The following is a 26,749-nucleotide window of genomic DNA, read 5'->3' on the forward strand; positions in this document are numbered from 1 at the left end:
TTTCTCTTTATAATCGTTTTTGCGACATCGCTTCGCGCATATGGCGAAGGGCGATTTTTCCTTCTTCACCGCGTGCAATCATGACATTCGTATAGAGCGCATCTATCAGGCTGAGCTGTGCAATGCGTGAAGCCAATGCTTCCGAGCGAAAGTCTGTTTCCTCTGACAAGGTGTACAGGACAATGTCGGCGTCTTTGGAAAGGGGAGATTTCGCGAAATTTGTGACACAGATAATGGTCACATCTTTTTCTTTCAATACGTGCAGCACTTCCAATAGGTCGCGTGTGCTTCCAGAATGGGAAATTACAATGGCAACGTCCCCTTTAGCAAGTTGGGACGCGGACATGAGCTGCAGGTGGGCATCCAGGTTCATTGCGACGTGGAGGCCGAGACGCACGAATTTATGATAACCATCCATTGCCACCATGGCTGAACCGCCGTTTCCAAAAAACTCGATTCTGCGAGCGGACATGACAGCAACAACCGCATCGTTCAAAGCTTCACCATCAAGAATCTGCAATGTATCTTCCATTGTCTTGATGTTGGAACGGAATACCTTTTCCGCGACCGTTTTGACATTGTCGCCTTCTTCGATCTGTTCATGGATATCTTTTAACGGTGTCACCACTTCAGCGGCGAGAGCGATTTTGAACGCTTGAAACCCTTTAAAGCCGATACGCTGACAAAAGCGGAAGACTGTCGATTCAGCCAAGCTCAACTCGTCGGCGATTTGATTGATGGTTAAATGAATAATATTACGCGGGTCATTCAAAATATAATCAGCGATCTTTTTTTCCTTTTCGCTGAAAGTCCGGTAGCTGCCGCGGATGGCCGCTAAAGCGAATTGTTGTTTTTTCATCCTGCCACGCCTCTTTCTGTCGCTTGGAGTATTTTTATATTTCTATCATAACATGCTTGTATGTGGAAAAATATTTGATATACTAAATCCATTAAGGAAAAATATTCTTTTATTTCACAGGAGGTTTTACGATGGAAATCGGAATTATCGGTTTGGGCAAGATGGGGTTCAACCTTGCGCTCAATTTAACAGACCATGGCCATACAGTGATAGGGCATGACACGACCGCGTTAGAAGTAAGCGATTTCAAAGTAGCTGGTACCTTGGAGGAACTGGTCCAAAGCTTAGTAGCGCCGCGGACTATCTGGCTCATGGTACCTGCTGGGGAAATCACCGAATCTGTCATTGGGAACCTGGTGGACTTGTTGGATAAAGGCGACACCATCATTGACGGCGGCAACTCTAATTACAAAGAGTCTGTCCGTCGGGCTGCACGATTAAAAGAACACGGAATTTATTTCTTTGACTGCGGAACAAGCGGGGGAACAGAAGGTGCGCGCCACGGAATCTGTGCCATGATCGGCGGAGACGCCCAAAAGTTCAAGGACATCGAACCTTTATTCCGTGATATTTCCGTAAAAGGCGGTTTCCTCTATGCAGGCGAACCCGGCAGCGGACATTTCATGAAAATGATTCACAACGGCATCGAGTACGGCATGATGCAATCGATTGCAGAAGGATTCGAAATCCTAAACAAAAGCGAATTTGACTATGATTATGAAAAAGTGGCGGGCGTTTGGAACAATGGATCGATTATTAGTTCTTATTTGATGGGATTGACGCAAAATGCATTTTCGAAAGATGAAAAGCTTGATGGCATAAAAGGGGTTATGAATTCATCTGGAGAAGGCAAATGGACGGTGGAAACAGCACTGGACTTGAATGTGCCGGCACCGGTTATCACGATGTCACTGATGATGCGCTACCGTTCGCAGGAAGACGACACGTTTACTGGAAAAGTTGTCGCAGCATTGCGCAATGAATTCGGCGGTCACGCCGTTGTTAAAAAATAAAAAATGCTCATCTGATAAGGGGGAAATCAAATGGATGGTTCAACATTGATCATGATCGCGCTAGCGAGTATTTTCATTTTGCTGTTTTTGGTGATGCGCACAAAATTGCATGCGTTTGTTGCGTTATTGCTGGTAAGTTTATTGCTCGGGATTGCAGCGGGGATGCCGCTCGGTGAAGTCATTCAATCGATTCAAAATGGTATGGGCGGCACGCTTGGATTTGTCGCTGTCGTCGTCGGACTTGGTGCAATGTTCGGGAAGATGCTGGAAGTTTCGGGTGGCGCTGAGCGTTTGGCCGCTACGATGATCGGCAAATTCGGGGAAGACAAAGCACAGTGGGCGCTCGGCGTGACCGGCTTTATTGTCGCAATACCTGTATTTTTTGATGTCGGCTTTATCATTCTCGTGCCGATTGTCTACAGCTTGGCGAAAAAGACCGGAAAATCGCTTCTGCATTACGGAATACCGCTGTTGGCTGGTCTTGCTGTCACGCATAGCTTTATCCCGCCGACACCGGGACCGATCGCAGTTGCCGAACTGGTGGGTGCTGAACTTGGCTGGGTCATTTTGTTCGGGATACTCGCGGGGATTCCTTCCATGATTTTGGCCGGCCCTCTTTTTGGACGCTACATAGGTAAGCGCATTCAATTATCGATACCGGATTATATGGATATTAAAGAACAGGAGTACGATAAGGAGTTGCCGAGTTTTGGCATGATTATCTCACTCATTTTGATTCCGTTAGTACTAATTTTATTTAATACCTTATCGGCTGTTGTTTTGGAAGAAGGAAATCAAGTTCGTGAAATCTTGACTTTCCTTGGCCATCCTTTTGTAGCTTTAACGATTGCCACGATGCTGACGTTTTATTTCCTTGGTACACGCCGAGGCTATTCCCGTCAGGAAGTTCAGGACATCGCAACTAAAGCGCTCGAACCTGCAGGGATCATCATCCTCGTAACAGGAGCCGGTGGGGTGTTCAAACAAGTCTTGATCGACTCGGGTGTCGGTGATGTACTCGGTGAAATGATGGGCGACTCGGCATTGCCGCCGATCGTTCTGGCATTCCTCATAGCGTCTGCCGTCCGGGTGGCGCAAGGCTCGGCGACGGTGGCCATGGTCACTGCAGCCGGATTGATCGCGCCGCTTCTGGAAATCGTCGGCATGACAGGTCCTGCTCTTGGCTTGATCGTCATCTCGATCGCAGCGGGTGCGACCGTCTTGTCTCACGTTAACGATTCCGGTTTCTGGCTCGTCAACCGCTATTTCGGGATGAGCGTCAAAGATACCTTGAAATCATGGACCGTCATGGAAACCATCATCGGCCTAACCGGTTTCGTGGTAGTATTAGTATTAAGTTTTTTCATTACATGATGTTAGAAAAAGAAAAAGGGAACTTTCCTTTTTCTTTTTCTGCTATAAGGAAGGAAGAATATTATGCCAGAACCATCCTATTATTTAGGGGTCGATATTGGAACTACTTCCACAAAAGCTGTCCTGTTCAATAAATCCGGACAAATTAAAGAGAGCCATACGGTTTTCTACCCACTGCACACGCCGAACCAATTGACGGCAGAGCAGGACCCAGAGGAGATTTTCAGAGCCGTACTGACAGCGGTCCGGGAAACACTAAGAAAGAGCAGCATTAGCCGGCAATCATTGAAGTTGGTTTCGTTTAGTTCGGCAATGCACAGTTTGATCGCCGTGGACGCCGATGGGGCGCTTTTGACCAATAGCATTACGTGGGCGGATACGCGAAGCTCGAAACACGCAAAGCATATCAAAGATAATTTGAATGGCCATGAAATTTACCTGCGTACCGGAACACCGATCCATGCGATGTCGCCGCTATCGAAATTGCTTTGGCTACAAGACGAGAAGCCGGAAATCTGCCGCGAAACGGCAAAGTTCATCAGCATCAAAAGCTTTATGTTCCATAAGTTTTTCGGTGAATACGTAGAAGATCATTCGATTGCCTCTGCCACGGGTTTGTTTAATTTACAACAGCTCGATTGGGATCAAGGTGCCCTCGCTATTGCCGGCGTCACAAGTGATGAATTACCGCGACTCGTGCCGACCACCCAGCAGTTTACAGGAGTGGCAGCAGAATTCGCCACATTCATGGGCATCCGGGAAGACATTCCATTTGTCATCGGGGCAAGTGATGGGGTATTGGCAAATTTGGGTGTGGACGCCATCGATCCCGGCGTCATTGCCGTGACGATCGGCACGAGCGGCGCCATTCGCACGGTTTCTCCGGTGCCGAAAACCGACCCGAAAGAGCGGACTTTCTGTTATGTGTTGACGGAAAATCATTGGGTGATCGGTGGGCCGGTCAACAACGGGGGCATCATTTTGCGCTGGCTGCGCGATGAATTCGCTTCTTCTGAAGTGGAAACCGCGAAACGGCTCGGAATTGATACATACGATGTGTTGACGAAAATAGCAGCCACCGTTAAACCTGGAGCTGATGGACTATTGTTCCATCCGTATTTGACAGGGGAACGCGCACCGCTATGGGATGCCAATGCACGCGGGTCGTTTTTCGGCCTCAGCATCCATCATCAGAAACAGCATATGATTCGCTCCGTATTAGAGGGCATCGTCTTTAATCTCTACACGGTTTTGCTCGCGGTTGAAGAATTGACAGGCGAACCCGCGCGTATTCAAGCATCCGGCGGCTTTGCGCGCTCTGAGTTATGGCGGCAGCTTTTGGCAGACGTATTCGATAAGCCGGTCATCATTCCGGAAAGCTTCGAGAGCTCTTGTCTTGGGGCAGTAGTTCTTGGCATGTATGCGACTGGGGAAATCGAGGATTTCAGCATCGTCTCCGAAATGATCGGCAGCACACATACGCATTATCCAGAAGAGCAGGCGAGCGATATTTATCGTGAACTTCTGCCGATCTATATCCGATTATCACGTTTGCTGACAGAAGAATACGAAAGCATTTCCGATTTCCAGCGAAAACATATGACATAAAAAACTAAGCCTACAGCCGATTTCGGTTGTGGGCTTTGCTTTTAACACATAGTCAATGTCTTTAATATATTTCTAGAATTTTCTGGATATATTCAGGCTTGATGAGTATATTTGATATAGGGCATGTGGAAAGGGGTTTTGAACGATCTCTCTTCTGCATATGCTTGATAGTTTGCAGTGGAGACCTCAATTGGAATCGAGTTCAGGATACTTCGAATACGTACCGGCAAATAGGTCGCGAGAGCAAACTCGTATCAGGGAGCGATGAATAAAAGGCGGTTCATGAACAGCGGTACTTCAATAAACATCAGTATGTAAAAGGGGATAGCACGATGGGATGGTTTGGAAATCGGAAAAATAAGTTTGATTCATTTTGGAATTGGTTTGTGGAGAACGAACACACCTATTATGAATTAGGGGAGCAAAACCGCGAAAAGGAAATGAATGTTTTATACAACCGCCTGCAAAAGGTCAATAAGCATTTCGCCTATGAATTCAGCCACGAATTGATCGATGGCAAACGAGAATTTATTCTTAGCGCAGATGGAATGGTGGAAGCTTTCGATGATTTATTGGATTTATACGATTCTGCACCTGAACTGGAACGATTTAAAATTATTGCATTCCGCCAACCGAACGCTGATGAATTTACGGTCACTTTCGGTGATGTTGAGCTATCGCGTGACGATGTCTATTTTGAAATCGTCGATGAGATTAACAAGGATGTGGTTTTTTACATTAAAGGATTTACTGAAACCAAAGAGGACGAATACATTGCTGCGTGTTTTATCCTGCTGGATGGTGTAATCGGGGAGTTTTATGTCGGTACAAAACTCGGGACTTTATCTTTTGAAGCATTAAAGGATGGCCAAACGCATATTCCTGTATCCGAATTAGCAGATGTACTTAAATTGGACGAGGAACTAGAGGTTTAGTTTACCGAGGCCACGCCAGCGCAATTTTGTGCTTGCGTGGTTTTTCAGTTAGAGATTTGATTGAAAAGAACGAGCCAGAGCATTTGAGAAAGGTCGCTGGATACGCTATACTAAGAACTAAAATGACAGTCAGTCATTTTTTTATTAGGAGGAATGATAAGTGAAAGATGACAATAAATATGAACTGATCGTCAGCGCATCCATCCATATTATGAAAGAAAAAGGATTTGAAAAAGCCTCGGTCTCGCAAATCGTCAAAGAAGCGGGAGTGGCACAAGGAACTTTCTATCTTTATTTTGATTCTAAAAGCGCGGTAGTGCCTGCGATTGCAAGGAGGATCTTGACCGCTCTATTATCCGAAGTCCAAACCCGCCACAAGCCGGGTGCTGCCATATTCGAAACGATCGAAATGATGGTCGAGGTCACTTTCGAATTGACCGAACAATATAAAGAAATGATTTTGTTTTGCTATTCGGGCATGGCGTATTACCATTCTTTTGAGCTGTGGGAGGAAATTTACCAGCCTTATTATCAATGGCTGGAGCAGCAATTGAAGTCGGCACAAGATAAGGGGGCTTGTACGGCCAATGTGGAATTGCATTCATTGTCACGCATGATCATCAATGTCATGGAAACTTCTGCAGAAAATTTTCATTTGTCGAACCAGCGCGGGCAAGATACCGCCATTCACAAACAACAAGTAATTGCTTTTATAGCGAATGCACTGACTGACTCTCATTCATAAACCATATCGATGAGGTGCAATATGTTTGGAAAATCAATTAACGAGAAAAAATTATTATGGATATCGGTGATTGCTGCATTGATTTTTGCGTTAGTCGGCATTGTTTGGGGGATTGCCATCTCTTCTCAAATCATTTTGTTCGACGGCGCATATTCTTTCATCAGCGTATTGCTGTCGCTAATGTCATTGATCGTCGCGCGCTATATTCAACAAAGTGATGCCGCGCGCTTTCCATACGGAAAAGAAATGTTGGAGCCCTTGGTCATTATCGTGAAATACACCATCATCTTGGTGCTCTGTATTGCAGCCATCTCTGCTGCTATAGAGTCGCTGGCGTCTGGAGGTCGCGAAGTCAGCATTGGGCACGCACTCGTATTCGCAGCCATCAGCACGATTGGATGCGCCGCTGTCTACTGGATGCTGAACCGCCACAAAAAGAATTCGGGTTTTATCCGCGCAGAAGCGAACCAGTGGAAAATGGATACTTTGCTCAGCGCGGCCGTGTTGTTCGGATTCGCCGCCGCCTGGGTGGTTTCCTTGACGCCTTATAGATATTTGATGCCGTATGTCGATCCGATAATGGTTTTGCTGGTAGTTGGGTATTTCCTGAAAACACCTATCCGCGAAATAACCAAGTCTTTCAAGGAAGTGCTTGAAATGACACCTGACCGGGATATCGAAACCGAGTTTAAAACAGCTGTCCAAGCCATTGAATCACGTTATCAAATACCGGAGTCCATCGTTAGGGTCGCCAAGGTAGGAAATAAATTATTCATCGATGTAGACTTCATTCTAGGGCCGCAATCTAAAATTGTCACGACGGTGGATCAGGATGAGGTAAGGGCGGAAATTACCCGCAACACGTCTGCAGTCGGCTATAAGAAATGGCTGACGGTGTCATTTACCCACGATGCAAAATGGGCAAAGAAAACTCATTTATAAGGATTATGCTGCAAAAGTTTTCATAAGCAGTCATCTGATATAAAGACAATACAGAAAAAAAGCAGCCATAGCGGCTGCTTTTTTCTGTATTTAATAGGATTGTGGTGGCTGCTGGATAGCATCCGGTTCTGGGTTGTAGTGAGTATTGCTTTGTACTGGAGCTTTGTTTTTATCAAGGTAGCTAAGAAGGCCGACAGCGGTATTGCTCCACTGGTTCACTTGTGCGGCGTGTGCAGGATCATGGTCGACTTTGGTCGAGATGCCGGCAGTGATATTGCGGACCACTGCATTCATATCGAGCACAGAGTTTTTCGTGCCTTTTGCAGCATCGATCACATAAGTGATTTTCTCTGTTTTTTGCTGGATGTCTTCTTTTAATTCAGCGGTCGTATGTTGAAGGTGCGTCGTCTCGAGCATGAGCTTGTCCACACGGCCCTTCAAATTGTCCGCCGAGCCTTTCATTTCCTTCATCGGTTCCTTCATGCCTTTGATAAGCAAGAAGGCACCGATTGCCGCAACGACAAGTCCTAAAACGATAATTCCGATTGCTATGTAGAGCCATATAATTGGATCCATATGATTTCCTCCTTCAGATAGATGGGTTGGATATGCTATACCCGAAATTGGATGTGAATTAACATCAGCAGCATCAAGCGAAGAATAAATTCGGCTAATTTAAAGCGAACAAAAAAACCAGCACGCCAGACACGATTAAACTCGGTCGGGATACTGGCTTATTTTTTGCATAGAACAAACCATTCAATTTTCACAATAAAGCTCATGATAGCGCTTCATGAATTGTCGGTCGATGCGTTGTTTCAAGGACCACGGGATTTTCCCGTGGAACGACTTTTCGCCATAGCTTAAGAATGCCTCGCCGTCTCCGGTGGAAAGAATCGAGACAAATCGTTTTTGAGGAGTGAATTTCTTGAGATTGCCACCGGTCAGGCTCGCCATCAAATTGTGCCATAATACCGGGCCTTGCCTGACGGCGTAGACGCCATTTTTCGCAAGTCCCGGAAATCGCTGGATCGAGACGCAATCGCCTGCGCCGTAGATATCGGGGTGCGTTACACTATGCAGCGTTTCATCGACCAATAAATAGCCGCCGTCATCGGTGGGCAGGCCGGAGCTGGTGAACAGTTCAGCGCTTTTCGGCCCGGTCAGCCACAATACGTCCGATTGTGTGACTGACTTTCCATCACTCGTTGCCAGCGTTTGGCTGTCTATGGATTCCACCTTGGCGCCAGTGTAACAAGCCAAGCCTTTTTTCTGTGAGACCGCTTCTATTTTTTTAGAAGACGCTCGACCAAGTCCTAAGAGCAGTGCCGATGAACTGATCAGCACGGTATTGAGCGGTAAGTTATGCCGTCTGCGCCAAGCTTGGATGGCCAACGCCAGTTCCACTCCGGATGCACCGCCACCGATAATGACTGGATGCGCCGTTTCCCTCAATTGCTTTAGCCGATCGGGAAAACGGTAATTCGGTTTGATCGATGCAATGTGTTTCAGGAAATTTCTTGGGATGTCGATCTGTGAGCCGATATCGAATGACACCAAATCATAGCCATACATTTCACCACTGGCGCATGTCAGCGTCTTGTTTTCAGGGTCAATGGTTTCCACGGCATCTTCGATAAATACAGCGCCAACCTTGCCGCATAACTCCGCTAGATCGATGCGGATGTCTTGGAGGCTATAGACACCTTCCGTAAAACCTGAAAACATCCCTGAATAGTACTGATAACGTGAAGCGGAGATGAGCAACACTTGTGTATCTTCTAGCGCATGATTGTTTAATTGTTCCAGGCAGTGGAGGTGTGCATGTCCGCCGCCGACTAATACGAGTGTTTTCATGCAGAATCTCCTGTCTACTTTAAAATGCGCTTAGCTTCTGCCATGCGCTGGAAGATGGTGAATAGCTGTGCGCCGATGAAAATTAATGTCAGTGCCGTTAAATAGGCGGGGAAGGCGATCATCAACGTGAACAGGATAAAGCCCTCTGTGCGCTCTGCGAGTCCCGCCTGGTAATAAAACGATTTCATTCCTTGTTTTTCCGATAATGCACCGACTGTCAAAAATATCGTCATGGCGACGATGATCGAAGCGCTCAATAACAAAAGCACCCACATCGACTCCGGAAAGCGGAACGCGAGCCCGAGGATGACACTGATTTCCACCAGCCTGTCAAAACTGATGTCGAGCAGCGTCCCCCAAGAAGAAGGCTTTGTTTTACGTGCCATCGTGCCATCGACGACATCCAAAAAGCCGGACAGCCATAATACGAAAATCGCCCAAAAAGGCTGATCCAAATAAATGAACACACCTGAAGACAGACCGATGGCAAAAGCGATTTTCGTCACACCGTCGGCAGTCAAGCCTCGAGCCAATAACCAATCGGCAGTCTTGTCCACGAGTGGTTGTACGTGTTTACGAGCATGTGTATCGAGCATTCCATTCACCTTTTCTTTTTGAAGATAGTCTCAGTATATAATATGTCTCCGGTTCGAACCCGTAATCCCCCTCACATTACAGAAAGCAAATGTGACAAAATATTCACGGCATGCCGAGGGGTCAGAGGGCGTAAGTCTTTTCACTTTTTGATAAGATGTAGTTAATTCAGGATAAGAAGGGAACTGGTAGAGATGGGAAAAAAATACGATATTGCAATTATTGGAGCAGGGGCAGCCGGTTTGACAGCTGCTTTTACGGCAGCCGGTTTCTCGAAAAGCGTTGTATTGATCGATAAAAACTTGCCTGGCGGCGAATGTACATGGTCAGGCTGCATCCCGAGCAAAACGCTGATCAATATCGCGCAGGAAATCCATCACGCGAAAAAATATACGCCTCAATTGACCGTCGACACAACGGCCATTTTGAAAGAGATCCAAGAGGTTATTCAAACCGTTTACGCGGGAGAATCCCCGGAAGTGCTGCAACAGTCCGGCATCGACTTTGTGAATGGCTACGCGACGTTTACCGGGCCGAATACGGTGGAAGTCGAAGGACAGCAAATCGAAGCGAAGAAAATCATTCTCTCTACGGGATCATCCCCGATGGTGCCGCCGATTGATGGTTTGGACAGCGTGCCGTATTTGACCAACGAAACGATCTTCACCCAGCAGTCATTCCCGAAAACGATGACGATTCTTGGAGGCGGGGCGATCGGTGTTGAAATGAGCCAAGCGCTCAACCGAGTCGGCGTCGATGTCACACTCGTGGAAAAATCTGAGCGCATTTTATCCAACGATGAAGAAGAATTGGCATTGATGATCCAGCAGCGACTCGTTGATGAAGGCGTCAAAATCCATACAGCTTCTACCGCCGTAAAAGCAGGAAAACAGGGCGACAACATTGAGCTGACAATCGAAAAAGACGGCAACGAGACGACTGTTTCGTCTGAAGGGCTGCTAGTGGCACTGGGCCGCCAAGCGAACGTCGAAGGCTATCAGCTTGAAAAAGCGGGCGTGGCCTACGACTCCAAACGCATCCAGGTAGACCAGCATATGGAGACGACCGCTAAAGGCATCTACGCGATCGGCGATGTGGTCGGACCTTATCAATTGTCGCATATGGCCAATGCACAAGGCATTACGGCGACTCAAAACGCCATTTTGCCGATCAACCGGAAAATGGACTACGAGCATGTCACATGGTGTACCTACACCGATCCCGAACTCGGCCGTTCCGGCTTGTCCGAAAAACAAGCACGTGAAAAATACGGCGATTCGATCCGTGTTTACGAACACGATTATACACATCTTGACCGCGCCAATACAAAAAAGGGGTCGATCGGTAAAGTGAAGATCATTCTGGACAAGAAAGGATATGTGCTAGGCGCAAGTGTGTTAGGCGACCGTGCCGGTGAAATCATCAGCCAAATCCAGACAATCAAAACGCTGCACATCAATATGGGCAAACTATCCGGAGTGATTCACCCGTATCCGACCTACAGCGAAGTGCTCGTGAAGATCGGCAAGAAAGTCTATGTCGATAATTTATTGAATCAGCCCGTTGTCAAAACCTTCAACAAAGCCAAAGATGGCGAATTGCCGGCAGAAAAAATAGCGATTTACGGAGCAGCCGCTGCGGCTGGCATCGGCATCGCCAATATGGCGGTCAAAAACAATAAGAAACCGAAGCTCGGCGTAAAAAACGGCTATTTGCGGGAAGTGCCATCGTCACCGAACGCCGTCTCTTCCCAAACTCAGAAAAAAGATAAGCATGTAGCGTCATGGCCTTACAACGGCAGCAAAGCGCAAGCGAAGAAAAACTTGCTCGGCATGCTGAAAAGCTATGAAGGCGTAAAAATCCACCAAAACGACGACAATTACGTCTATGCAGTGGCCACATCCAAGGTCATGAAATTCAAAGATGATATCGAATTTTATTTTAACGAGGCAGCCGGAAGAATCGAGTTCCGTTCCGCTTCACGCGTCGGTTATTCGGATGCAGGCGTTAACCGCAAGCGTTACGAAGACATGGCCAAAAGATATTTCAGCATCTCCACGCATACGCGAAATTCATGAATAAGCGCCAACTGGCAAAAGGGCTAATAGCGGCAGTCGTCGTTTTGGCCATCATCTGGCTTAGCCGTTCGGTCTTTGAAGTGGACGCCAACAGCATCCGAAATTGGATTTTGTCATTCGGTTTATGGGCGCCGCTCATCTACATCGTCGTCTACACCATCCGTCCGCTGATCTTTTTTCCGGCCTCGGTGCTGTCGATTGCGGGGGGCTTGGCTTTTGGCGCCTGGATGGGCACTATTTATACGATTATCGGCGCAACGCTCGGGGCACTATTATCTTTTTACGTCGCTAGCAGTTTAGGCAAAAGCCTGTTGAAGAAACAATGGTCAGGGAATGCCGCAAAGATCCAGTCGCAAATGGAGCAAAATGGGTTTCTTTATGTGTTGATGTTCCGCTTGATACCGGTCATCAATTTCGACGTGATCAGCTACTTGGCGGCTATCGCCAAAGTCCGCTTTCCCTCTTTTGCGTTGGCGACGGTCATCGGAATCATTCCAGGAACCTTCGCCTATAATTTTCTCGGCAGCAGCTTTGTCAGCGGCAACCCGAAAATCATCGCACTCGCTGTTGCGGTGTTCGTTGTGTTGACAGTCGTGCCGATTTTGATCCGCAATCGCTGGAACAACAAGACAAATACACCGTAAGCGGTAAATAGCCTGTTAAAGGATATAGGAAGTGACACTATGAAAAAATATGCAGTACTGGTGCCGACGCTAATGGCTTTGTCATTGGCGGCTTGTTCATCTGCGGATGACAACGGTGAAGCGGTCGATAGCGAAGAGCTGCTGACGGCAGACTGGCAGCAAGTCATCGATGAGTCGGCAGGCCAGGAAGTGAATATATACATGTGGGGCGGCAGTGACAGCATCAATCGCTATCTCGATGATCGGGTCGCGCCACGCATCAAAGAGCAGTATGATGTCACGCTAAAGCGTGTGCCGATGAATGACGCACAGGACATCATCAACCAATTGCTCGATGAAAAACTGGCAGGCAAGACAGGCGGTAGCATGGACATCATCTGGATCAACGGTGAAAATTTCAAAGCCGCCAAAGACAACGATTTGCTATGGGGGGATTTCACCAGTCAATTGCCGAACTTCAACGATTTCGTCGACCAGGATGCACCAGAAATCGCGCAAGATTTCGGTGAACCGGTAGATGGATTAGAGGCACCGTGGGGCAAAGCTCAATTTGTTTTTGTTCACGATGACAATAAATCGCCGAACCCGCCTGCATCCATGGAAGAATTGGCCGAATGGGTCAAAGAAAACCCGGGTCAATTTACTTATCCCGCTTTGCCGGATTTCACGGGCAGTGCGTTCGTGCGGCACGTGCTGTATGAAACGACAGGTGGATATGAGCAGTATCAGGGACCCGCAGAAGACATCGACGATTTACAACAGCGCTTGCAACCGATGTGGCAATATTTGAATGACATTGAACCTTATTTATGGCGTGAAGGGGAGACTTACCCGGAAAGCCTCGCGAAACAAGATCAATTGTACGCAAGCGGCGAAATCGGCATGACCATGAGCTACGATCCGGCACTTGCCGCGAGCGAAGTATTGAAAGGCCGTTTCCCGCAGTCTACACGGACATTTTTGCTGGAAAATGGGACGCTCGCCAATACGCATTTCCTGTCGATTCCATTCAACTCTTCGGATAAAGCAGGGGCGCTAGTGGCCATCAACGAATTATTGTCACCCGAAGCTCAAACAGCCAAACTCTCACCTGAAAACTGGGGCGACTTGTCCTCTTTAGATTTGGACAAACTCCCGCCCGAAGCTCAGCAGGCGATGAATAAAGTGGATATGGGAACTGCGACATTGCCTTTGGCAGAGCTGGAAAGCAAACAATTGCCGGAACTATCCGCCGACTATATCGACATCATCGAAAAAGGGTGGATGGAAAATGTGGCGAAAAAGTAAACCGTATTTTTTGCTGCTGCCCGCCACTGGCGCAATCGTCCTCCTGTTTTTTGGAGGACTTTTTGATGGACTCCTCAAAAGTCTCGGCTATTTTCCGGCAATCGGTGAAACCCAAATCAGTTTGGCTGCATACTACACATTATTCAGCTCTTCCGCTTTTTGGGAGTCGCTGTCATTGACGTTTCGGGTTGCTGCCTTGTCTTCAGTCATCGCCGCATTTCTCGGCGCAGTGCTGGCTGTGTCTTTATTCATGCTCCATGAATCGTCTAAAAGTGGCGCGTCAAGACTATGGCATCGCTTGTTTCAACTGCCGTTGACCATACCGCATCTTGTCGGTGGTTACATTATTGTATTGTTATTCATGCAAAGCGGATTTCTGTCGAAGCTATTCGCTTCTGCAGGCTGGATCAGCGACATCTCGGAGTTTCCTGTAGTTGTCAATGATACATTCGGGTGGGGCATCATCCTTACTTACGCTTGGAAAGAGGCGCCGTTTGTGTCGCTGATGATTTATCCGGTGCTGATGCGCATCCATGGTTCATGGCGAGAGGTGTCCCGTGTATTCGGTGCCAGCAGCTGGAGTTTCATCCGCGAGATAGTCGTACCGGTGATGCTTCCGGCTTGGACAATTGCGACATTTATCGTGTTCGTCTTCACCTTTTCGGCATTTGAAGTGCCATTTTTGCTCGGTGTCACCTATCCAAGTATGTTGCCGGTATATTCATATCAACTATATACGAGCGGTACACTGTCGGATCGCCCCGAAGCACTTGCTGTGAATATTATCTTGTCGATCTTAACCATTACTCTCGGCCTCATCACCTATTACTTCAGCAGGCGCTGGCGTGTCTTGAAGGGGTGGGAATGATGAATAAAAGTAGTTTATTCATTCATTGGTTTTTATTCATTTTATTATTCATGATAGTTATAGTTCCATTCATCCCGCTCGTGTTGACTAGTGTATCCTTCGGTTGGCGATGGCCGAATGTGCTGCCCGAGTCATTCAGTTTTCGGGCATGGGAATATGTCCTCGGCGAGTCGACAACGTGGCGGGCGGTAGCTGTCAGCTTATGGATCGCCTTGGTCGTCACCGCTATCAATATTTTGCTGGCTGTGCCTGCTGCCAATGCTTTTTCGCGCTACCCTATACGCGGCAGGTGGCTGTTTGAGGCGATTATTTTTGCGCCGATCGTCATTCCGCCATTTGTCGCTGTGATGGGGATTCATTTGACCTTCCTGCGGCTTGGCTTAACGGAAACCATAGTCGGGGTGGTGTTGGCGCATATAGCCCCGACATTGCCCTATATGGTACGCGCAGTAATGATCAGCTATCAAACGCTATCGACTGATTGGGAAAACCAGGCGCGCATGCTGGGTGCAGGGCCGATGTCCCGTTTTTATTTTGTTGTGCTGCCGCATTTACTGCCGGGAATCGCCGCAGGAGCCAGTTTAAGCATCTTGATTTCCTTGAGCCAATATTTGATTACCTTTATCATCGGTTCGGGCCAGGTGGTCACTTTGCCGATTTTATTATTTCCGTTTATCAGCGGCGGGGATCCGGCCATAGCCGCAGCTTATTCATTGCTCTATGCAGCAATCGCCATCGCAGCCTTGATCGGAATGGACATGGCGCTGAAAAAATACTACCAAAACAAAAAAACCGCAGCAGGTGCAGTCTGAAGGGGGTGGGAACATGGATGATTTACGCATTGAGAATGTCGAAAAACATTACGGGCAATCACCGGGCGATGCCGGCTTTTCATTAAAACCGGTGAACTTGACCATACGCAACGGCGAGTTCTTTTCCTTGCTTGGGCCTTCCGGATGCGGAAAGACGACGCTGCTGAAATTAGTGGCGGGCTTGCTCGAAGAAGATGCAGGTGACATTTGGCTCGGTGATAGCCGAATCACGCATGTCCCGGCTGAATCCAGACGGTTTGCCATGGTGTTTCAACAAGCGCTGCTATTTCCGCATATGACAGTGGAAGACAACGCGGCGTTCGGGTTGAAGATGCAGAAAGTCGAGAAAGACGAGCGTCTCGCACATGTGCGTGAGATGCTAGGGCATGTAGGGTTAGAAGGATTTGGCCGGCGCTTTCCCCATGAATTGAGCGGCGGACAGCAGCAGCGGGTCGCCTTGGCGCGAGCACTTGTTTTGAACCCGCGCGTGCTGCTGATGGACGAACCGTTCAGTGCACTCGACCCAGCGCTGCGAGAAGAAATGAGGGAGTTGCTGCGTACCATTCAACGGCAGTTTCGCGTGACCGTCCTGTTCGTTACCCATGACAGGGAAGAGGCGTTTCATTTATCGGATCGCATTGGCGTTATGAGTGAAGGGGAGTTATTGCAAGTCGGCTCGGTCGAAGAGTTAAGGGAACGCCCGGTCAGCACCAAAGTCGCTTCATTTTTAGGAATCAAGAACAGCATCGAAGGAACAATTACCGGCGACTATTTTCACTCGCTTGATCAAAGCATTCAATTGCCTGCAGGAGATACGCATCACACCGGAGTTCGCTTCTTGATTCTCCGCGCTGAAACGCTCCGTCTTGTGCCGGACGCAACGATTGCGCCGGCCGGCTTTGCGATGATTCGGGGCACAGTGGTACAGCTAAGATTTAACCACGGTTTTTTCACGGCCCATGTGCAGGTGGGCGATCAGCTGCTCGATGTGTCTTTAGACAGCCAGCAAGCTGACACAGCCAAAGTCGGTAAAGAAATTAACTTGATGGTAGACAGGAAGTCCATGCAGTTTGTGGAATATTGAAGGAAAATTTTCTCCCGTTTGAGAGTATTAAATGAATGAACGTTCGTAATGTGTTTTAGGACATTTACGAACGTTTTTTTGTGGAAATGTAACTGAGCGGCAATTTAATTACATTCAACCTTCATTCTTCTCAAACGAGGTTCCTGGTGGGAAATGATTAGCCAGCTTTTCAATTGTCGAGAAATGAGCTTCGTTTGTATAGAGGTTAAACCCATCCCCGTCATGCCAAATTTCAATAATTGTTGAAGCGGCGTTCATATCGAAGTGCGGCCATAGTGATGTCTTCTCGCGTCCAAACCAGCCCTTGAATGTAACCGGTTTATAGACGATATTATCCGACAGAGAAAATGCATAGAAATGATTGCAAATTGCTGCCAAATAAGTTTCTCGTAAAACAAAGGTCAGTGAAGAATGCATTTCGATTGTGAGCTTAAAAACAGGAAACCGTTTGTTTTTTGGACCCTCAAACCTTAATGAGTATTCAATGTTTTCGCTCTGAAAAAGGCGTTCCAAATCATCTTCCATTCCACTTAGCGGCTCAAAGGTAAGATAGATTGGAAACAACGCTTTTGTACATATAAATTCAACGAGTATTTCACATGTTGCATCTGAATCGTTAACGGTGTCCGACGGGCCCATATAAAACTTCGCAAGGTCTTGAACATCCTCACATAAAAGCATTTCTCCATCCGAACCACTGGTTTCGTGAGTGATATAGACCTTCTTCATTGTTTCATCTCCTTTACATTGAAGAATATCTAGAGTTTTTAATATCACAGTTTTATTAGATAATACTATAACTTTTGAGGAAGTGAGGGGCACGACTTCTTCTTTTTTTGTTTAGTGAGAAAGCTATTTCAGGGGCAGATTTTCCTCTTTTCTTCCAATTAATGAAACTATTTTTCGAAATGTTACGTCTATGGGGTGTTGAGGAAAGGGCGGTGTGTCATGTGATGAATCGACAGGTAGACAAAAGCTTGGAAGAAGAACAAATTAAGCAGATAATGGACGATCACGGCGAATACCTTATCCGTCTAGCTTATTTTTACGTCGAGGATTGGGCGGCCGCTGAAGACATCCTGCAAGAAGTTTTAATTACTTTCTACCGGAAATCAAATCAGTTTCAACAGCGTTCCTCCCTTAAAACTTATCTATCCAAGATAACCATCAATAAATGTCATGACCATCTAAGAAGCTGGAAAAACAAACGTTCCTTGTTTAAAGAGTCAATCGGTAATTTGATTTCCACGTCTAAATCGACTGAAGAGACATATGTGCAGCAATCCGAAAACAATAATCTGACGCAACAGGTAATGGAGCTGCCAATAAAATACCGAGAAGTCATTCTTTTGTTTTAATACCAGGAATTCACCAGCATAGAAATCAGTAAGCTGCTGGACTGCTCGGAAAATACCGTAAAAACAAGGTTAAGAAGAGCGAAGGTGTTACTGAGGGATAAAATAGACCCTGAAGAATGGGAGGGCATAGCAGATGAACAAATTTAAACGTGAACTAGATTCATTTGTTGGAGACGAGCCCCGCTTCAAGAAATCCTTGAGACGCCGAATCCTATTGAGAATTAAAGACGAGAACAAACCGAGGACCTATGCTAGTAAATGGCTTCCCGTTTTTAAGTACACAGCTATCTTTATGTTGCTTTTGACAGTTGTTACGACATTTCTCATTGTGATTTTGAACGAAAATGGACGAGAAATACCGAATTCAGCCCCTGCATCACCGGAAAGTTCGATTATGACGGATTCAAAAACAGTCGCAGAAATTGAAATATTCACTAGCTACGAAGAGCCGCTTGAAGTATTAGATTTCAAGTACGATGCGATGGATCGTGGGAATCATGAGTACGCTGCCTATCCGTTATTGATTGATCCGCTAGCGTATGATGGAAACGATGTTTCAAGAGGGGACGTAATCGTATATGAAGCTGAGTTTTTTGACGGAAAGCAACGGACAATCGGAAGAGTGATTGGATTGCCCAATGAGCAGGTCGGAATTGTAGAAGGGCAAATTTATATCAATGATCAGCAGCTGGATACTTTTTATGGACGGGCACATCGAGCTGGGATAAACTCGAATGAGGAATACAATCAGGCAATGACAAAGAATGGCGCTCCTCAAAATATTGATTCCATGAAAGAGGTCTTTTTTCAAAACACGGACGATTTCCGTTTGGCGGAAAACGAAATCTTTGTTTTAGGAGATGATTGGTTTAGGGGAAGCCAGCAAACTCTTACTACGAGCGAAGTGCAGGGAAAAGTAATTGGCTATTTCAAGAAGTAAATGAGCGGAAAGACTTCTAAAAAACTCCATCTGGTAGTCAATCATAAGTTAACCGATGGCATCCTATCAGAAGAAACTCAACAGTGAGTTTCTTTTTTTTGCCTGAACAAGTGTATTTACAACAAAAAATATATCCCCGTTTTAAAGTGTCATGGTGTGTTACTAAAAATTTTGAACAACAGCTTCGGTATGAAGGTCAGCACGTTCCAGAGCACGTAGAAAATAAACCTGATAGCCCCTTCGAGTACTAGGTGAAATGTGAAATCTTTTCCTGCATTTTTAAGTAATTCTGCGTCTGCTTTGTCCCTGTTCTTCTTTTTTTCATCCTGAGCTTTTCTGTTCTGTGCATCTGCTTCTAAATTCACTTTTTTTATTCCTTTCAATCGTTAATTTGCATGATCAGTCAGTCAAGGTTGCAATCGCTCCTTAAATGTTGTGGCCACGACTTATTACTGAAGTAGTTTTTACCAGTATATACAAAATCTCCAGAAATAAACATCTCTATATGGAAGAGGAAAAAGAATGGGCATTGTAAAAATGTAATTGAGAAAGTAAAAGCCCAATTTCTATTTAAAGAAATCAGCTTTAGTATCTGGATTATTTTTACTGATAATTTTTTAGCTATTAATAGAACACTTGTTCTGTTTGTGTTAAAATAGAGTTACAGTTGCATGAGGGCGGTTTGGCCATTCCCTAAAGAAAGGGGGTGGTAGCATGACCATGGCAGAAGCTTTTGCGCTTGTGTTCACGAGTGTCGGGTTGACGATTAGCGCATTGACGCTCATCATTACCTTGATTTTGGTCATTCCCAAAAAAAAATAACCGTCCCATTGGCGTGGGCTGACGGTTATTCCAAAAACCTATAATGTCCAGCCGACCGCCCTCGATAGGCGGCATGCAGCTGGCCGGATGCTCACAGCATCCGGTTTTTTTATTACTTTCAGTATACTAAATTACAGCTATTTTGCAACTGTCTCATATCCAACCCCGCTCATAAGGCACAGGAGCCTCGATATCAGCTTCTAGTTCAGTCGCTGCGGTGTAAGCCCAATACGGGTTGCGCAGCAACTCGCGTGCCAGGAAGATGAAATCCGCGCGGCCGTTTTGGAGGATTTCCTCTGCGTGGCGCGGATCTGTAATCAAGCCGACCGCACCGGTTGCGATGGGTGTTTCTTTTTTGACCAGTTCAGCAAAGGGCACTTGGTAGCCCGGAAAGACCGGAATCGGCGCCGGAACTACTGCACCGGAACTGACATCGACCAGATCGACGTTTTGCTGTTTCATCCATTTGGTCATTTCGATATATTGTTCAGGCGTCATGCCGCCTTCTGCATAATCATTTGCTGAAATGCGGACAAACAGGGGGCCACTCCATACGGCGTTGACTTCGTCCAAGATGCGGCGCAAGATGCGGTAGCGATTTTCGCTGCTGCCGCCGTATTCATCGCTGCGCTGATTGGTTAGCGGAGATAGGAATTGATTGATCAAATAGCCGTGGGCTGCGTGGATTTCGATGACGTCGAATCCGGCTTTTTTGGCGCGCACAGCACCGTCGCGGAATGCTTGAACCGTCTCGTCGATTTCTTCGATCGTCATCGCGACGGGAGTTTTGTATTTGTCGTTAAAGGCAATCGCACTCGGCGCTTGGATATCTCCGTCGACAGTCGCTTTTCTGCCGGCATGTGCGAGTTGTATGCCGGTTTTTGCGCCATTTTTTTTCATTAAGCGCACGATTTCCGCTTGGCCTTCGATATGTTCGTCGTCCCAAATTCCGAGATCACGCGATGAAATGCGCCCGACCGGCTGAACGGCAGTTGCTTCGGTGATGATCAAACCAACACCGCCGACCGCGCGCGTCGGGTAATGCACACGGTGCCAGTCCGTGACTTGACCATCTTCTTGATCGCTTTGGTACATGCACATTGGCGCCATGACGATGCGGTTTTTGAATGTGACATCTTTTATATGGAACTCTTCGAATAGCTTTGCCAAGTAAAACCCTCCTTCAATATCTATACAAGATCTATACAAGAAATCAGTATACCGGAAAGCTTAGCTCACTTCCACGATCTGGTTTGTCCAGCAAACACCCCGCGGAAGAAGGCTCCCGCGGGGTGTTTGATTTTCGTTATTCGAATTCTTTTCCGAGTTCTCGGGAGCGGTTGGCTGCAGAGGTGACACAGTCGCCGACAATGCGTTTAAAGTCGTTATCATACAATGCCTGCAATCCAGCGGCTGTCGTGCCGTTCGGGCTGGTAACGCGCTCGCGGAGCACAGAGAAATCTTCCTGTTGCAACATTTCAGCAGCCCCGTCGAAAGTTTGACGGACGAGTTTTTTTGCATCGGCAGAAGACAAGCCATTATCGATGCCTGCTTGGACCATCGATTCGGCGAAATAATACAGATAAGCCGGTCCACTGCCGGCAACGCCTGTCACTGCGTGCAATTGATCTTCTTCAACGACTGTGACGCCGCCGATCGATGACAATAATTTCCGCAGCAGATGCTGCTGTTCTTTTGTAACGAACTTGCTCCAAGCGACGCCTGTGGCGGATTTCCCGATTTGTGCGGATGTATTCGGCATCGCACGCGCGACTGCAAAATCGCCGACGTGTTTTTGGATCGTATTGATCGACACGCCCGCTGCGACCGACACGATAACGGTATCACCCGTCAGCTTGGAACGGATGCCTTTTAAAGCGACTTCTACGTCTTTCGGTTTCATCGCCAATAGGATAAAATCAGCATTCTTCAGTTCGGTTTTCTCAGAACAGACAATGTTGACGCCGTATTCATCATGCAAAAATTCCAAGCGGTCCTGGTCCGAGCGGTTCATGACGGAAATTTCTTCCGGTTTCATAATTCGTTTATTGATCCAGCCGTGGATCATGGATTCGGCCATCGACCCGGCTCCTACACATACGATTTTCATAGTTCTCCACTTCCTTTTCTCATAATAAAAAGCGCAATCATCCCTGTCAATCCAAGGACGAAAACGCTTGTTTCCGCGGTACCACCTAAGTTTGCACATGTGCACAACTCGATATCCTTATCGCGGACAGACGGCCGTGTTTGCACGGCAGCTCAGAAGCAGGTTCAAGAAGGGAGCGGGGGTGCGCGTTTCAGCTGCGGCGCACTCTCTGTTGCCCATCACCTTCCATACTAATCTTCATCAACGCTTACATATGTTATTGAATTATAGATAAAGGCGTTTTGTTTGTCAAATTCACCAATTGAGGTGACGCCGGCCGAAAAGCGCGGTATGATAAGTGAATAGTCGTTCAGTTCAGAGGAGTGAAATATATGGAACCAATCAAAATCATCATCCCGACACCATTTGCGGTAGGGGACGTCAATTCCTATCTATTAAAAGGGGACGCACTGACGTTAATCGATGCCGGTCCGAAAACGCCCGAAGCATGGACTGCCTTGAAAGCCGGATTGAAGTCGGCGAATGTGGAACCCGCTGATATTGAACAAGTGATCTTGACGCATCATCATCCGGATCACGCCGGTTGGGTTGACGGATTCGACAAAGCCAAGCTCTATGGCCATCCTTACAATGATTTGTGGCTGCGGCGCGATCAAGCTTTTTTTGATTACCACGACGCCTTTTACCTGGAGCGCTTGAAAGAAGAAGGGGTGCCTGGCGATTTGCTGTTTTGGACGAAAAAGATGAAGCGCCCGCTCAATTTATTGGGAGACCGCCCGTTGGATATGGCTATTAATGAAGGAGATAGTTTGCCTGGACATCCTGACTGGCATGTCCAGGAATCGCTCGGACATGCACAAAGCCATTTGTCGTTTTGGAATCCGGAGCTGCGCGTAATGATTGGCGGCGACAATGTCATTGCGAAAGTTTCCTCTAATCCGCTCATTGAACCGCCGCTCGATCCACAAGAAGGGCGGCCTAAGTCTTTGCTTCAATACAATGACTCATTAAGCCGGCTGTTGAAAATGCCGATTGACCTGATCTATAGCGGCCACGGCGAAGAAGTGCGCAATGTTCATGAATTGGTATCGACGCGTCTTGAAAAGCAGCATCAACGCGCTATGAAAGTGCTCGCAATGCTCGACCGCTCACAAGAACAGTCAGTTTATGAATTGACACAACAATTGTTTCCGCATGCCTACGAAAAAGAGCTCGGCTTGACCTTATCCGAAACGATCGGCCAGATCGATTACTTGCTCGAAGACGGGTTGATTGAGGAGCGGATGGACGACAGCGGCATTTTCCGTTACCGACAGGCTTAATGTATAAAGTTGCGCGTGTTAGCGGCAACGGGTAAACTAAAAAACAACTACAGGCAACAAGAATCTAAGGCGTAAAGGATTGAGATATAGTGAAAAAAGCAAGTTTGTTTCTCGCAGGGCTCCTGCTTCTGGCAGGCTGTTCTGATGAAGCGGCACCGACCGAACCAGCCGGCGAGGAAGATCCGGAAATCACAGTAGAGCAAGACGGCATGACCGAAGAAGGCTTTATTACGCAAATCGGCAATGGCAGCATCCTGATCAATAATATTTACTTTGCCATCACGGATGATGTGGAAGTGCAGTTCGCAGAAGGCGGCGAAACAACCGACGCCACCATCAGCGACATCCGCACCGGGATGAAGGTTTCGGCAGATTACTCGGAGCCGCTGGCAGAATCGTTCCCGATGCAAGGGCAAGCGGAAAAAATCACCATTTTGATGGATGAGGAATCCCAGCGCCAGACGGAAGCATTGCAAGCATTCATTAACGGCGAACAATTGTCCACGCTCATTTTGATGGGGCAGCCGCTCGTCCGCGACGACGAAATCGGCTTTTTGTTTACCGATATGGAATCAGGCGAATTGACTGAAGTGCGCATCAATATGGATACACTCGAATATACAATGGGCAATAAAGAAACCGAAGACACCGAAGAGTAAACTACGCTCTTCTTTACGATCAAAACCAACAAGACCGTACGGCGATAAGCCGTGCGGTCTTTTCTTTTCAACTTCATCTTCCGCTGTATTCTTATAGTAGATAGACAAGCGATTTGCATATTTGTGAAAAAAGATGAAATATTATGCGCTCATCTCTTGCGTTCTAAAAAACGCCATGTTAAGATGTGTATATTCATCGCATATAACGCATAAAAATACAGGAGGTCATTCATTTATGAACAAAAAAATCGTACTCGCATACTCAGGTGGACTTGATACATCGGTAGCCATTCCGTGGCTGAAAGCAGAAGGCTATGACGTCGTGGCGGTCTGCCTCGATATTGGAGAAGGAAAAGACTTGGAATTCATCAAGAAAAAAGCATTGCAAGTCGGAGCGGTCGAAAGCTATATGATCGATGCCAGAGATGAATTCGCAGAAGATTATGCACTTATTTCATTGCAAGCTCATACATTATATGAAGGCAAATATCCGTTGGTATCAGCGTTGTCTCGTCCTTTGATTTCGAAAAAGCTTGTGGAAATCGCAGTGGAGAGCGGCGCTACGGCTGTTGCACACGGCTGCACAGGCAAAGGCAATGACCAAGTACGTTTTGAAGTATCGATCAAATCGTTGAACCCGGATCTCGAAGTGGTCGCACCGGTTCGTGAGTGGGGCTGGTCACGTGATGAGGAAATCGCATACGCCAAGCAACATAATGTGCCGATCCCGGTAAACCTCGACTCACCATTTTCAATCGACATGAACTTATGGGGCCGTGCCAACGAATGCGGTATTTTAGAAGACCCATGGGCGACACCGCCGGCAGATGCATACGACATTACGAATGCGCTGGAAGACACACCGGATACACCGGACATCGTGGAAATTGAATTTGTTAAAGGCGTGCCGACGAAACTTAACGGCGTCGATTATAAATTGACTGAACTGATCTTCGAATTGAACCATTTGGCTGGCAAACATGGCGTCGGAAGAATCGACCATGTCGAAAATAGACTGGTTGGCATCAAATCACGTGAAATTTATGAAGCTCCGGCAGCGATGACCTTGATCGCCGCACATAAAGAGCTTGAAGACATTACATTGGTAAAAGAAATGGCTCATTTCAAGCCGGTCATCGAAAAGAAAATGACGGAATTGATTTATGAAGGTCTCTGGTTCTCTCCGCTGCGTGTGGCACTTGAAGCATTCCTGAAAGAAACGCAGGAATTCGTCAATGGCACGGTGCGTGTGAAATTGTTCAAAGGCCATGCCATCACAGAAGGGCGTAAATCACCGAACTCCCTATACAGCGAAGAACTCGCGACGTATTCGACAGATGATACATTCAACCATGCATCAGCAGTCGGCTTTATCGAACTATGGGGCTTGCCAACAGTGGTCAACTCGAAAATCAATAAGAAAGAAGTCGCGGTCACGACACAAGTTAAAGAGAAGGTGCAATCATGACCAAACTGTGGGGCGGCCGTTTCCAAAAGACCGCCGAACAGTGGGTTGATGAGTTTGGGGCATCGATTTCGTTTGACCAGAAATTGGTCCTCGAAGATTTACAAGGCAGCATGGCGCATGTCAAAATGCTCGGCGCCTGCGAGGTCTTGCCGCAAGCAGATGCGGATCTCATTCTGGCTGGGCTCCAGACCTTAAAAGGCAAGGCGGAAAACGGCGAGCTTGAATTCAGCGTCTCCAACGAAGATATCCACTTGAACTTGGAAAAACTATTGATCGATGAAATCGGTCCGGTCGGCGGCAAGCTGCATACAGGCAGAAGCCGCAACGACCAAGTAGCGACCGATATGCATCTATATTTGAAAAACCGTGTGACGGAAATCATCGAGTTGATCGAAGCGTTCCAGTCGGCGATCGTCGAACAGGCGGAAACGCATGTCGAGACGGTCGTGCCGGGTTATACGCATTTGCAGCGTGCGCAGCCGATTTCATTCGGCCACCATTTGATGACGTACTTCTGGATGCTGCAGCGCGACAAAGAGCGCATGCGGGAATCGTTAAAGCGCATCGATGTGTCGCCACTCGGTGCGGGGGCGATGTCGGGGACGAGTTTCCCGATCGACCGTGAAATGTCCGCGGAACTGCTCGGCTTTAAGGGTGTTTACCAAAACAGCCTGGACGCCGTCAGCGACCGTGATTTCATTCTCGAGTTTCTCAGCAACTCATCGATTCTCATGATGCACTTGTCGCGTTTTGCAGAAGAGATCATCCTGTGGTCAAGCGAAGAATTCCGCTTTATCGAACTTGATGATACGTTCTCGACGGGTTCGAGCATCATGCCGCAGAAGAAAAATCCGGATATGGCAGAACTTGTCCGCGGCAAAACCGGCCGTGTCTATGGCAACCTCTTCGCTTTGCTGACGACATTGAAAGGCTTGCCGCTTGCCTACAACAAAGATATGCAGGAAGACAAAGAAGGCATGTTTGATACTGTGCATACATTGATGGGCTCGCTGCCGATTTTTGAAGGCATGATCCGGACGATGACGGTCAATACGGCATCGATGGAAAAAGCCGTCAACTCCGACTTTTCGAATGCGACAGAGCTTGCGGATTATTTGGCCGCTAAAGGCATGCCTTTCCGCGAGGCGCATGATGTCACAGGAAAGCTCGTGTTCACGTGCATCCAGCGCGGCTATTATTTGAAGGATTTGCCGTTTGACGATTTGAAGTCAGCAAGCGAGCTTTTCGAACAAGACATCTATGAAACTTTGCTGCCAAAAACAGCCGTCAAGCGCCGTACCTCTCTCGGAGGCACCGGGTTTGACCAAGTTCATTATCAATTGGGACTCGCCAAGAAACTCATCGGGTGA

General features: G+C 47.2%; 26 protein-coding genes, 1 pseudogene and 1 other annotated feature. Of the genes and pseudogenes, 19 read left to right on the forward strand and 8 right to left on the reverse strand.

Features of this window, described 5'->3' with window-relative positions; genetic code table 11:
* Positions 1 to 7 precede the first annotated feature (7 nt).
* Complete coding sequence (locus ACFO5U_RS04380) at positions 8 to 859, reverse strand: MurR/RpiR family transcriptional regulator (protein WP_377277021.1); 852 nt, start codon at positions 857 to 859, stop codon at positions 8 to 10.
* A 131-nt stretch (positions 860 to 990) separates the two neighbouring features.
* Here ACFO5U_RS04380 and gnd point away from each other — a divergent pair, with 131 nt between their 5' ends.
* The 6 genes from gnd (at position 991) to ACFO5U_RS04410 (ending at position 7,476) form a co-directional block, all read left to right on the forward strand.
* On the forward strand, positions 991 to 1,872 hold the full coding sequence (gnd, locus tag ACFO5U_RS04385) for a phosphogluconate dehydrogenase (NAD(+)-dependent, decarboxylating) (protein WP_377277023.1): 882 nt from the start codon (positions 991 to 993) through the stop codon (positions 1,870 to 1,872).
* A gap of 30 nt (positions 1,873 to 1,902) precedes the next feature.
* Complete coding sequence (locus tag ACFO5U_RS04390; protein WP_377277025.1) at positions 1,903 to 3,246, forward strand: GntT/GntP/DsdX family permease; 1,344 nt, start codon at positions 1,903 to 1,905, stop codon at positions 3,244 to 3,246.
* A 63-nt stretch (positions 3,247 to 3,309) separates the two neighbouring features.
* Positions 3,310 to 4,854, forward strand: a complete 1,545-nt coding sequence (gene gntK, locus ACFO5U_RS04395) for a gluconokinase (RefSeq protein ID WP_377277027.1) — start codon at positions 3,310 to 3,312, stop codon at positions 4,852 to 4,854.
* A 332-nt stretch (positions 4,855 to 5,186) separates the two neighbouring features.
* Positions 5,187 to 5,789, forward strand: coding sequence for a hypothetical protein (locus tag ACFO5U_RS04400; RefSeq protein WP_377277029.1), 603 nt, complete (start codon positions 5,187 to 5,189; stop codon positions 5,787 to 5,789).
* A 160-nt stretch (positions 5,790 to 5,949) separates the two neighbouring features.
* Positions 5,950 to 6,534, forward strand: a complete 585-nt coding sequence (locus ACFO5U_RS04405; RefSeq protein WP_377277031.1) for a TetR/AcrR family transcriptional regulator — start codon at positions 5,950 to 5,952, stop codon at positions 6,532 to 6,534.
* A 21-nt stretch (positions 6,535 to 6,555) separates the two neighbouring features.
* On the forward strand, positions 6,556 to 7,476 hold the full coding sequence (locus ACFO5U_RS04410; RefSeq protein ID WP_377277033.1) for a cation diffusion facilitator family transporter: 921 nt from the start codon (positions 6,556 to 6,558) through the stop codon (positions 7,474 to 7,476).
* A gap of 90 nt (positions 7,477 to 7,566) precedes the next feature.
* On the opposite strand, the gene ACFO5U_RS04415 is transcribed toward ACFO5U_RS04410, so the two are convergent.
* From ACFO5U_RS04415 to ACFO5U_RS04425, 3 genes are all read right to left on the reverse strand, one after another.
* The gene (locus ACFO5U_RS04415; protein WP_377277035.1) at positions 7,567 to 8,052 is read right to left on the reverse strand and encodes a DUF948 domain-containing protein; all 486 of its coding nucleotides are present in this window, start codon (positions 8,050 to 8,052) and stop codon (positions 7,567 to 7,569) included.
* A gap of 183 nt (positions 8,053 to 8,235) precedes the next feature.
* Positions 8,236 to 9,333: an FAD-dependent oxidoreductase gene (locus ACFO5U_RS04420; protein ID WP_377277037.1), complete on the reverse strand. Its 1,098-nt coding sequence runs from the start codon at positions 9,331 to 9,333 to the stop codon at positions 8,236 to 8,238.
* 14 nt (positions 9,334 to 9,347) lie between these two features.
* Complete coding sequence (locus ACFO5U_RS04425; RefSeq protein WP_377277039.1) at positions 9,348 to 9,929, reverse strand: CDP-alcohol phosphatidyltransferase family protein; 582 nt, start codon at positions 9,927 to 9,929, stop codon at positions 9,348 to 9,350.
* Positions 9,930 to 10,121: 192 nt separating this feature from the next.
* Here ACFO5U_RS04425 and ACFO5U_RS04430 point away from each other — a divergent pair, with 192 nt between their 5' ends.
* The 6 genes from ACFO5U_RS04430 to ACFO5U_RS04455 are packed head-to-tail and all read left to right on the forward strand — an operon-like array spanning position 10,122 to position 16,700.
* Positions 10,122 to 12,005, forward strand: coding sequence for an FAD-dependent oxidoreductase (locus ACFO5U_RS04430; RefSeq protein WP_377277041.1), 1,884 nt, complete (start codon positions 10,122 to 10,124; stop codon positions 12,003 to 12,005).
* Positions 12,002 to 12,649 carry a TVP38/TMEM64 family protein gene (locus tag ACFO5U_RS04435; protein ID WP_377277043.1) on the forward strand — a complete coding sequence of 216 codons (648 nt, stop codon included), beginning with the start codon at positions 12,002 to 12,004 and terminating at the stop codon, positions 12,647 to 12,649. The genes ACFO5U_RS04430 and ACFO5U_RS04435 overlap by 4 nt, the downstream gene beginning before the upstream one ends.
* A 39-nt stretch (positions 12,650 to 12,688) precedes the next feature.
* On the forward strand, positions 12,689 to 13,936 hold the full coding sequence (locus ACFO5U_RS04440; RefSeq protein ID WP_377277045.1) for an ABC transporter substrate-binding protein: 1,248 nt from the start codon (positions 12,689 to 12,691) through the stop codon (positions 13,934 to 13,936).
* Positions 13,920 to 14,804, forward strand: coding sequence for an ABC transporter permease (locus ACFO5U_RS04445; protein WP_377277047.1), 885 nt, complete (start codon positions 13,920 to 13,922; stop codon positions 14,802 to 14,804). The genes ACFO5U_RS04440 and ACFO5U_RS04445 overlap by 17 nt, the downstream gene beginning before the upstream one ends.
* Positions 14,804 to 15,616 (forward strand): ABC transporter permease, encoded by an 813-nt coding sequence (locus tag ACFO5U_RS04450; RefSeq protein WP_377277049.1) that lies wholly within the window; start codon positions 14,804 to 14,806, stop codon positions 15,614 to 15,616. The genes ACFO5U_RS04445 and ACFO5U_RS04450 overlap by 1 nt, the downstream gene beginning before the upstream one ends.
* A gap of 13 nt (positions 15,617 to 15,629) precedes the next feature.
* Positions 15,630 to 16,700, forward strand: a complete 1,071-nt coding sequence (locus tag ACFO5U_RS04455; RefSeq protein WP_377277051.1) for an ABC transporter ATP-binding protein — start codon at positions 15,630 to 15,632, stop codon at positions 16,698 to 16,700.
* A 114-nt stretch (positions 16,701 to 16,814) separates the two neighbouring features.
* On the opposite strand, the gene ACFO5U_RS04460 is transcribed toward ACFO5U_RS04455, so the two are convergent.
* Positions 16,815 to 17,429, reverse strand: coding sequence for a hypothetical protein (locus ACFO5U_RS04460; protein ID WP_377277053.1), 615 nt, complete (start codon positions 17,427 to 17,429; stop codon positions 16,815 to 16,817).
* Between the two features lie 224 nt (positions 17,430 to 17,653).
* Between ACFO5U_RS04460 and ACFO5U_RS04465 the strand changes: the two genes are divergently transcribed.
* The 3 genes and pseudogenes from ACFO5U_RS04465 (at position 17,654) to ACFO5U_RS04475 (ending at position 18,998) form a co-directional block, all read left to right on the forward strand.
* Positions 17,654 to 18,058: a sigma-70 family RNA polymerase sigma factor gene (locus tag ACFO5U_RS04465; protein WP_377279455.1), complete on the forward strand. Its 405-nt coding sequence runs from the start codon at positions 17,654 to 17,656 to the stop codon at positions 18,056 to 18,058.
* Positions 18,059 to 18,073: 15 nt separating this feature from the next.
* A pseudogene (locus tag ACFO5U_RS04470) lies at positions 18,074 to 18,205 on the forward strand (sigma factor-like helix-turn-helix DNA-binding protein); the annotation flags it as partial.
* Positions 18,192 to 18,998, forward strand: coding sequence for a S26 family signal peptidase (locus ACFO5U_RS04475; protein ID WP_377277055.1), 807 nt, complete (start codon positions 18,192 to 18,194; stop codon positions 18,996 to 18,998). The pseudogene ACFO5U_RS04470 and the gene ACFO5U_RS04475, both read left to right, overlap by 14 nt.
* A 149-nt stretch (positions 18,999 to 19,147) precedes the next feature.
* Here the strand turns inward: ACFO5U_RS04475 and ACFO5U_RS04480 are convergent, their stop codons facing one another.
* From ACFO5U_RS04480 to proC, 3 genes are all read right to left on the reverse strand, one after another.
* Positions 19,148 to 19,363: a hypothetical protein gene (locus ACFO5U_RS04480; protein ID WP_377277056.1), complete on the reverse strand. Its 216-nt coding sequence runs from the start codon at positions 19,361 to 19,363 to the stop codon at positions 19,148 to 19,150.
* 610 nt (positions 19,364 to 19,973) lie between these two features.
* Positions 19,974 to 20,990, reverse strand: coding sequence for an NADPH dehydrogenase NamA (gene namA, locus ACFO5U_RS04485; protein WP_377277058.1), 1,017 nt, complete (start codon positions 20,988 to 20,990; stop codon positions 19,974 to 19,976).
* Positions 20,991 to 21,126: 136 nt separating this feature from the next.
* Positions 21,127 to 21,930: a pyrroline-5-carboxylate reductase gene (gene proC / locus ACFO5U_RS04490; RefSeq protein WP_377277060.1), complete on the reverse strand. Its 804-nt coding sequence runs from the start codon at positions 21,928 to 21,930 to the stop codon at positions 21,127 to 21,129.
* Positions 21,931 to 21,980: 50 nt separating this feature from the next.
* Positions 21,981 to 22,183 (reverse strand) — a binding site (T-box leader).
* A 118-nt stretch (positions 22,184 to 22,301) separates the two neighbouring features.
* Here proC and ACFO5U_RS04495 point away from each other — a divergent pair.
* The 4 genes from ACFO5U_RS04495 (at position 22,302) to argH (ending at position 26,749) form a co-directional block, all read left to right on the forward strand.
* Positions 22,302 to 23,252, forward strand: coding sequence for an MBL fold metallo-hydrolase (locus ACFO5U_RS04495; RefSeq protein ID WP_377277062.1), 951 nt, complete (start codon positions 22,302 to 22,304; stop codon positions 23,250 to 23,252).
* Between the two features lie 89 nt (positions 23,253 to 23,341).
* Positions 23,342 to 23,911: a DUF3221 domain-containing protein gene (locus ACFO5U_RS04500; RefSeq protein ID WP_377277064.1), complete on the forward strand. Its 570-nt coding sequence runs from the start codon at positions 23,342 to 23,344 to the stop codon at positions 23,909 to 23,911.
* A gap of 235 nt (positions 23,912 to 24,146) precedes the next feature.
* Positions 24,147 to 25,379 carry an argininosuccinate synthase gene (locus ACFO5U_RS04505; RefSeq protein ID WP_377277066.1) on the forward strand — a complete coding sequence of 411 codons (1,233 nt, stop codon included), beginning with the start codon at positions 24,147 to 24,149 and terminating at the stop codon, positions 25,377 to 25,379.
* On the forward strand, positions 25,376 to 26,749 hold the full coding sequence (gene argH / locus ACFO5U_RS04510) for an argininosuccinate lyase (RefSeq protein ID WP_377277068.1): 1,374 nt from the start codon (positions 25,376 to 25,378) through the stop codon (positions 26,747 to 26,749). Before ACFO5U_RS04505 ends, argH begins: the two co-directional genes overlap by 4 nt.

The organism is Planococcus dechangensis, from assembly GCF_042654465.1.
GTDB classification, from domain to species: domain Bacteria; phylum Bacillota; class Bacilli; order Bacillales_A; family Planococcaceae; genus Planococcus; species Planococcus dechangensis.

What these genes read in the sequence shown, in the direction of transcription:
- ACFO5U_RS04475 (WP_377277055.1), top strand. Translation starts at nt 18,192, where the DNA reads ATGAACAAATTTAAACGTGAACTAGATTCATTTGTTGGAGACGAGCCC.
- ACFO5U_RS04415 (WP_377277035.1), bottom strand. Translation starts at nt 8,052, where the DNA reads ATGGATCCAATTATATGGCTCTACATAGCAATCGGAATTATCGTTTTA.
- ACFO5U_RS04390 (WP_377277025.1), top strand. Translation starts at nt 1,903, where the DNA reads ATGGATGGTTCAACATTGATCATGATCGCGCTAGCGAGTATTTTCATT.
- ACFO5U_RS04400 (WP_377277029.1), top strand. Translation starts at nt 5,187, where the DNA reads ATGGGATGGTTTGGAAATCGGAAAAATAAGTTTGATTCATTTTGGAAT.
- ACFO5U_RS04465 (WP_377279455.1), top strand. Translation starts at nt 17,654, where the DNA reads ATGAATCGACAGGTAGACAAAAGCTTGGAAGAAGAACAAATTAAGCAG.
- gnd (WP_377277023.1), top strand. Translation starts at nt 991, where the DNA reads ATGGAAATCGGAATTATCGGTTTGGGCAAGATGGGGTTCAACCTTGCG.
- gntK (WP_377277027.1), top strand. Translation starts at nt 3,310, where the DNA reads ATGCCAGAACCATCCTATTATTTAGGGGTCGATATTGGAACTACTTCC.
- ACFO5U_RS04455 (WP_377277051.1), top strand. Translation starts at nt 15,630, where the DNA reads ATGGATGATTTACGCATTGAGAATGTCGAAAAACATTACGGGCAATCA.
- ACFO5U_RS04505 (WP_377277066.1), top strand. Translation starts at nt 24,147, where the DNA reads ATGAACAAAAAAATCGTACTCGCATACTCAGGTGGACTTGATACATCG.
- argH (WP_377277068.1), top strand. Translation starts at nt 25,376, where the DNA reads ATGACCAAACTGTGGGGCGGCCGTTTCCAAAAGACCGCCGAACAGTGG.
- ACFO5U_RS04445 (WP_377277047.1), top strand. Translation starts at nt 13,920, where the DNA reads ATGTGGCGAAAAAGTAAACCGTATTTTTTGCTGCTGCCCGCCACTGGC.
- ACFO5U_RS04495 (WP_377277062.1), top strand. Translation starts at nt 22,302, where the DNA reads ATGGAACCAATCAAAATCATCATCCCGACACCATTTGCGGTAGGGGAC.
- ACFO5U_RS04380 (WP_377277021.1), bottom strand. Translation starts at nt 859, where the DNA reads ATGAAAAAACAACAATTCGCTTTAGCGGCCATCCGCGGCAGCTACCGG.
- ACFO5U_RS04440 (WP_377277045.1), top strand. Translation starts at nt 12,689, where the DNA reads ATGAAAAAATATGCAGTACTGGTGCCGACGCTAATGGCTTTGTCATTG.
- ACFO5U_RS04420 (WP_377277037.1), bottom strand. Translation starts at nt 9,333, where the DNA reads ATGAAAACACTCGTATTAGTCGGCGGCGGACATGCACACCTCCACTGC.
- ACFO5U_RS04430 (WP_377277041.1), top strand. Translation starts at nt 10,122, where the DNA reads ATGGGAAAAAAATACGATATTGCAATTATTGGAGCAGGGGCAGCCGGT.
- proC (WP_377277060.1), bottom strand. Translation starts at nt 21,930, where the DNA reads ATGAAAATCGTATGTGTAGGAGCCGGGTCGATGGCCGAATCCATGATC.
- ACFO5U_RS04410 (WP_377277033.1), top strand. Translation starts at nt 6,556, where the DNA reads ATGTTTGGAAAATCAATTAACGAGAAAAAATTATTATGGATATCGGTG.
- ACFO5U_RS04460 (WP_377277053.1), bottom strand. Translation starts at nt 17,429, where the DNA reads ATGAAGAAGGTCTATATCACTCACGAAACCAGTGGTTCGGATGGAGAA.
- ACFO5U_RS04425 (WP_377277039.1), bottom strand. Translation starts at nt 9,929, where the DNA reads ATGCTCGATACACATGCTCGTAAACACGTACAACCACTCGTGGACAAG.
- ACFO5U_RS04435 (WP_377277043.1), top strand. Translation starts at nt 12,002, where the DNA reads ATGAATAAGCGCCAACTGGCAAAAGGGCTAATAGCGGCAGTCGTCGTT.
- ACFO5U_RS04450 (WP_377277049.1), top strand. Translation starts at nt 14,804, where the DNA reads ATGAATAAAAGTAGTTTATTCATTCATTGGTTTTTATTCATTTTATTA.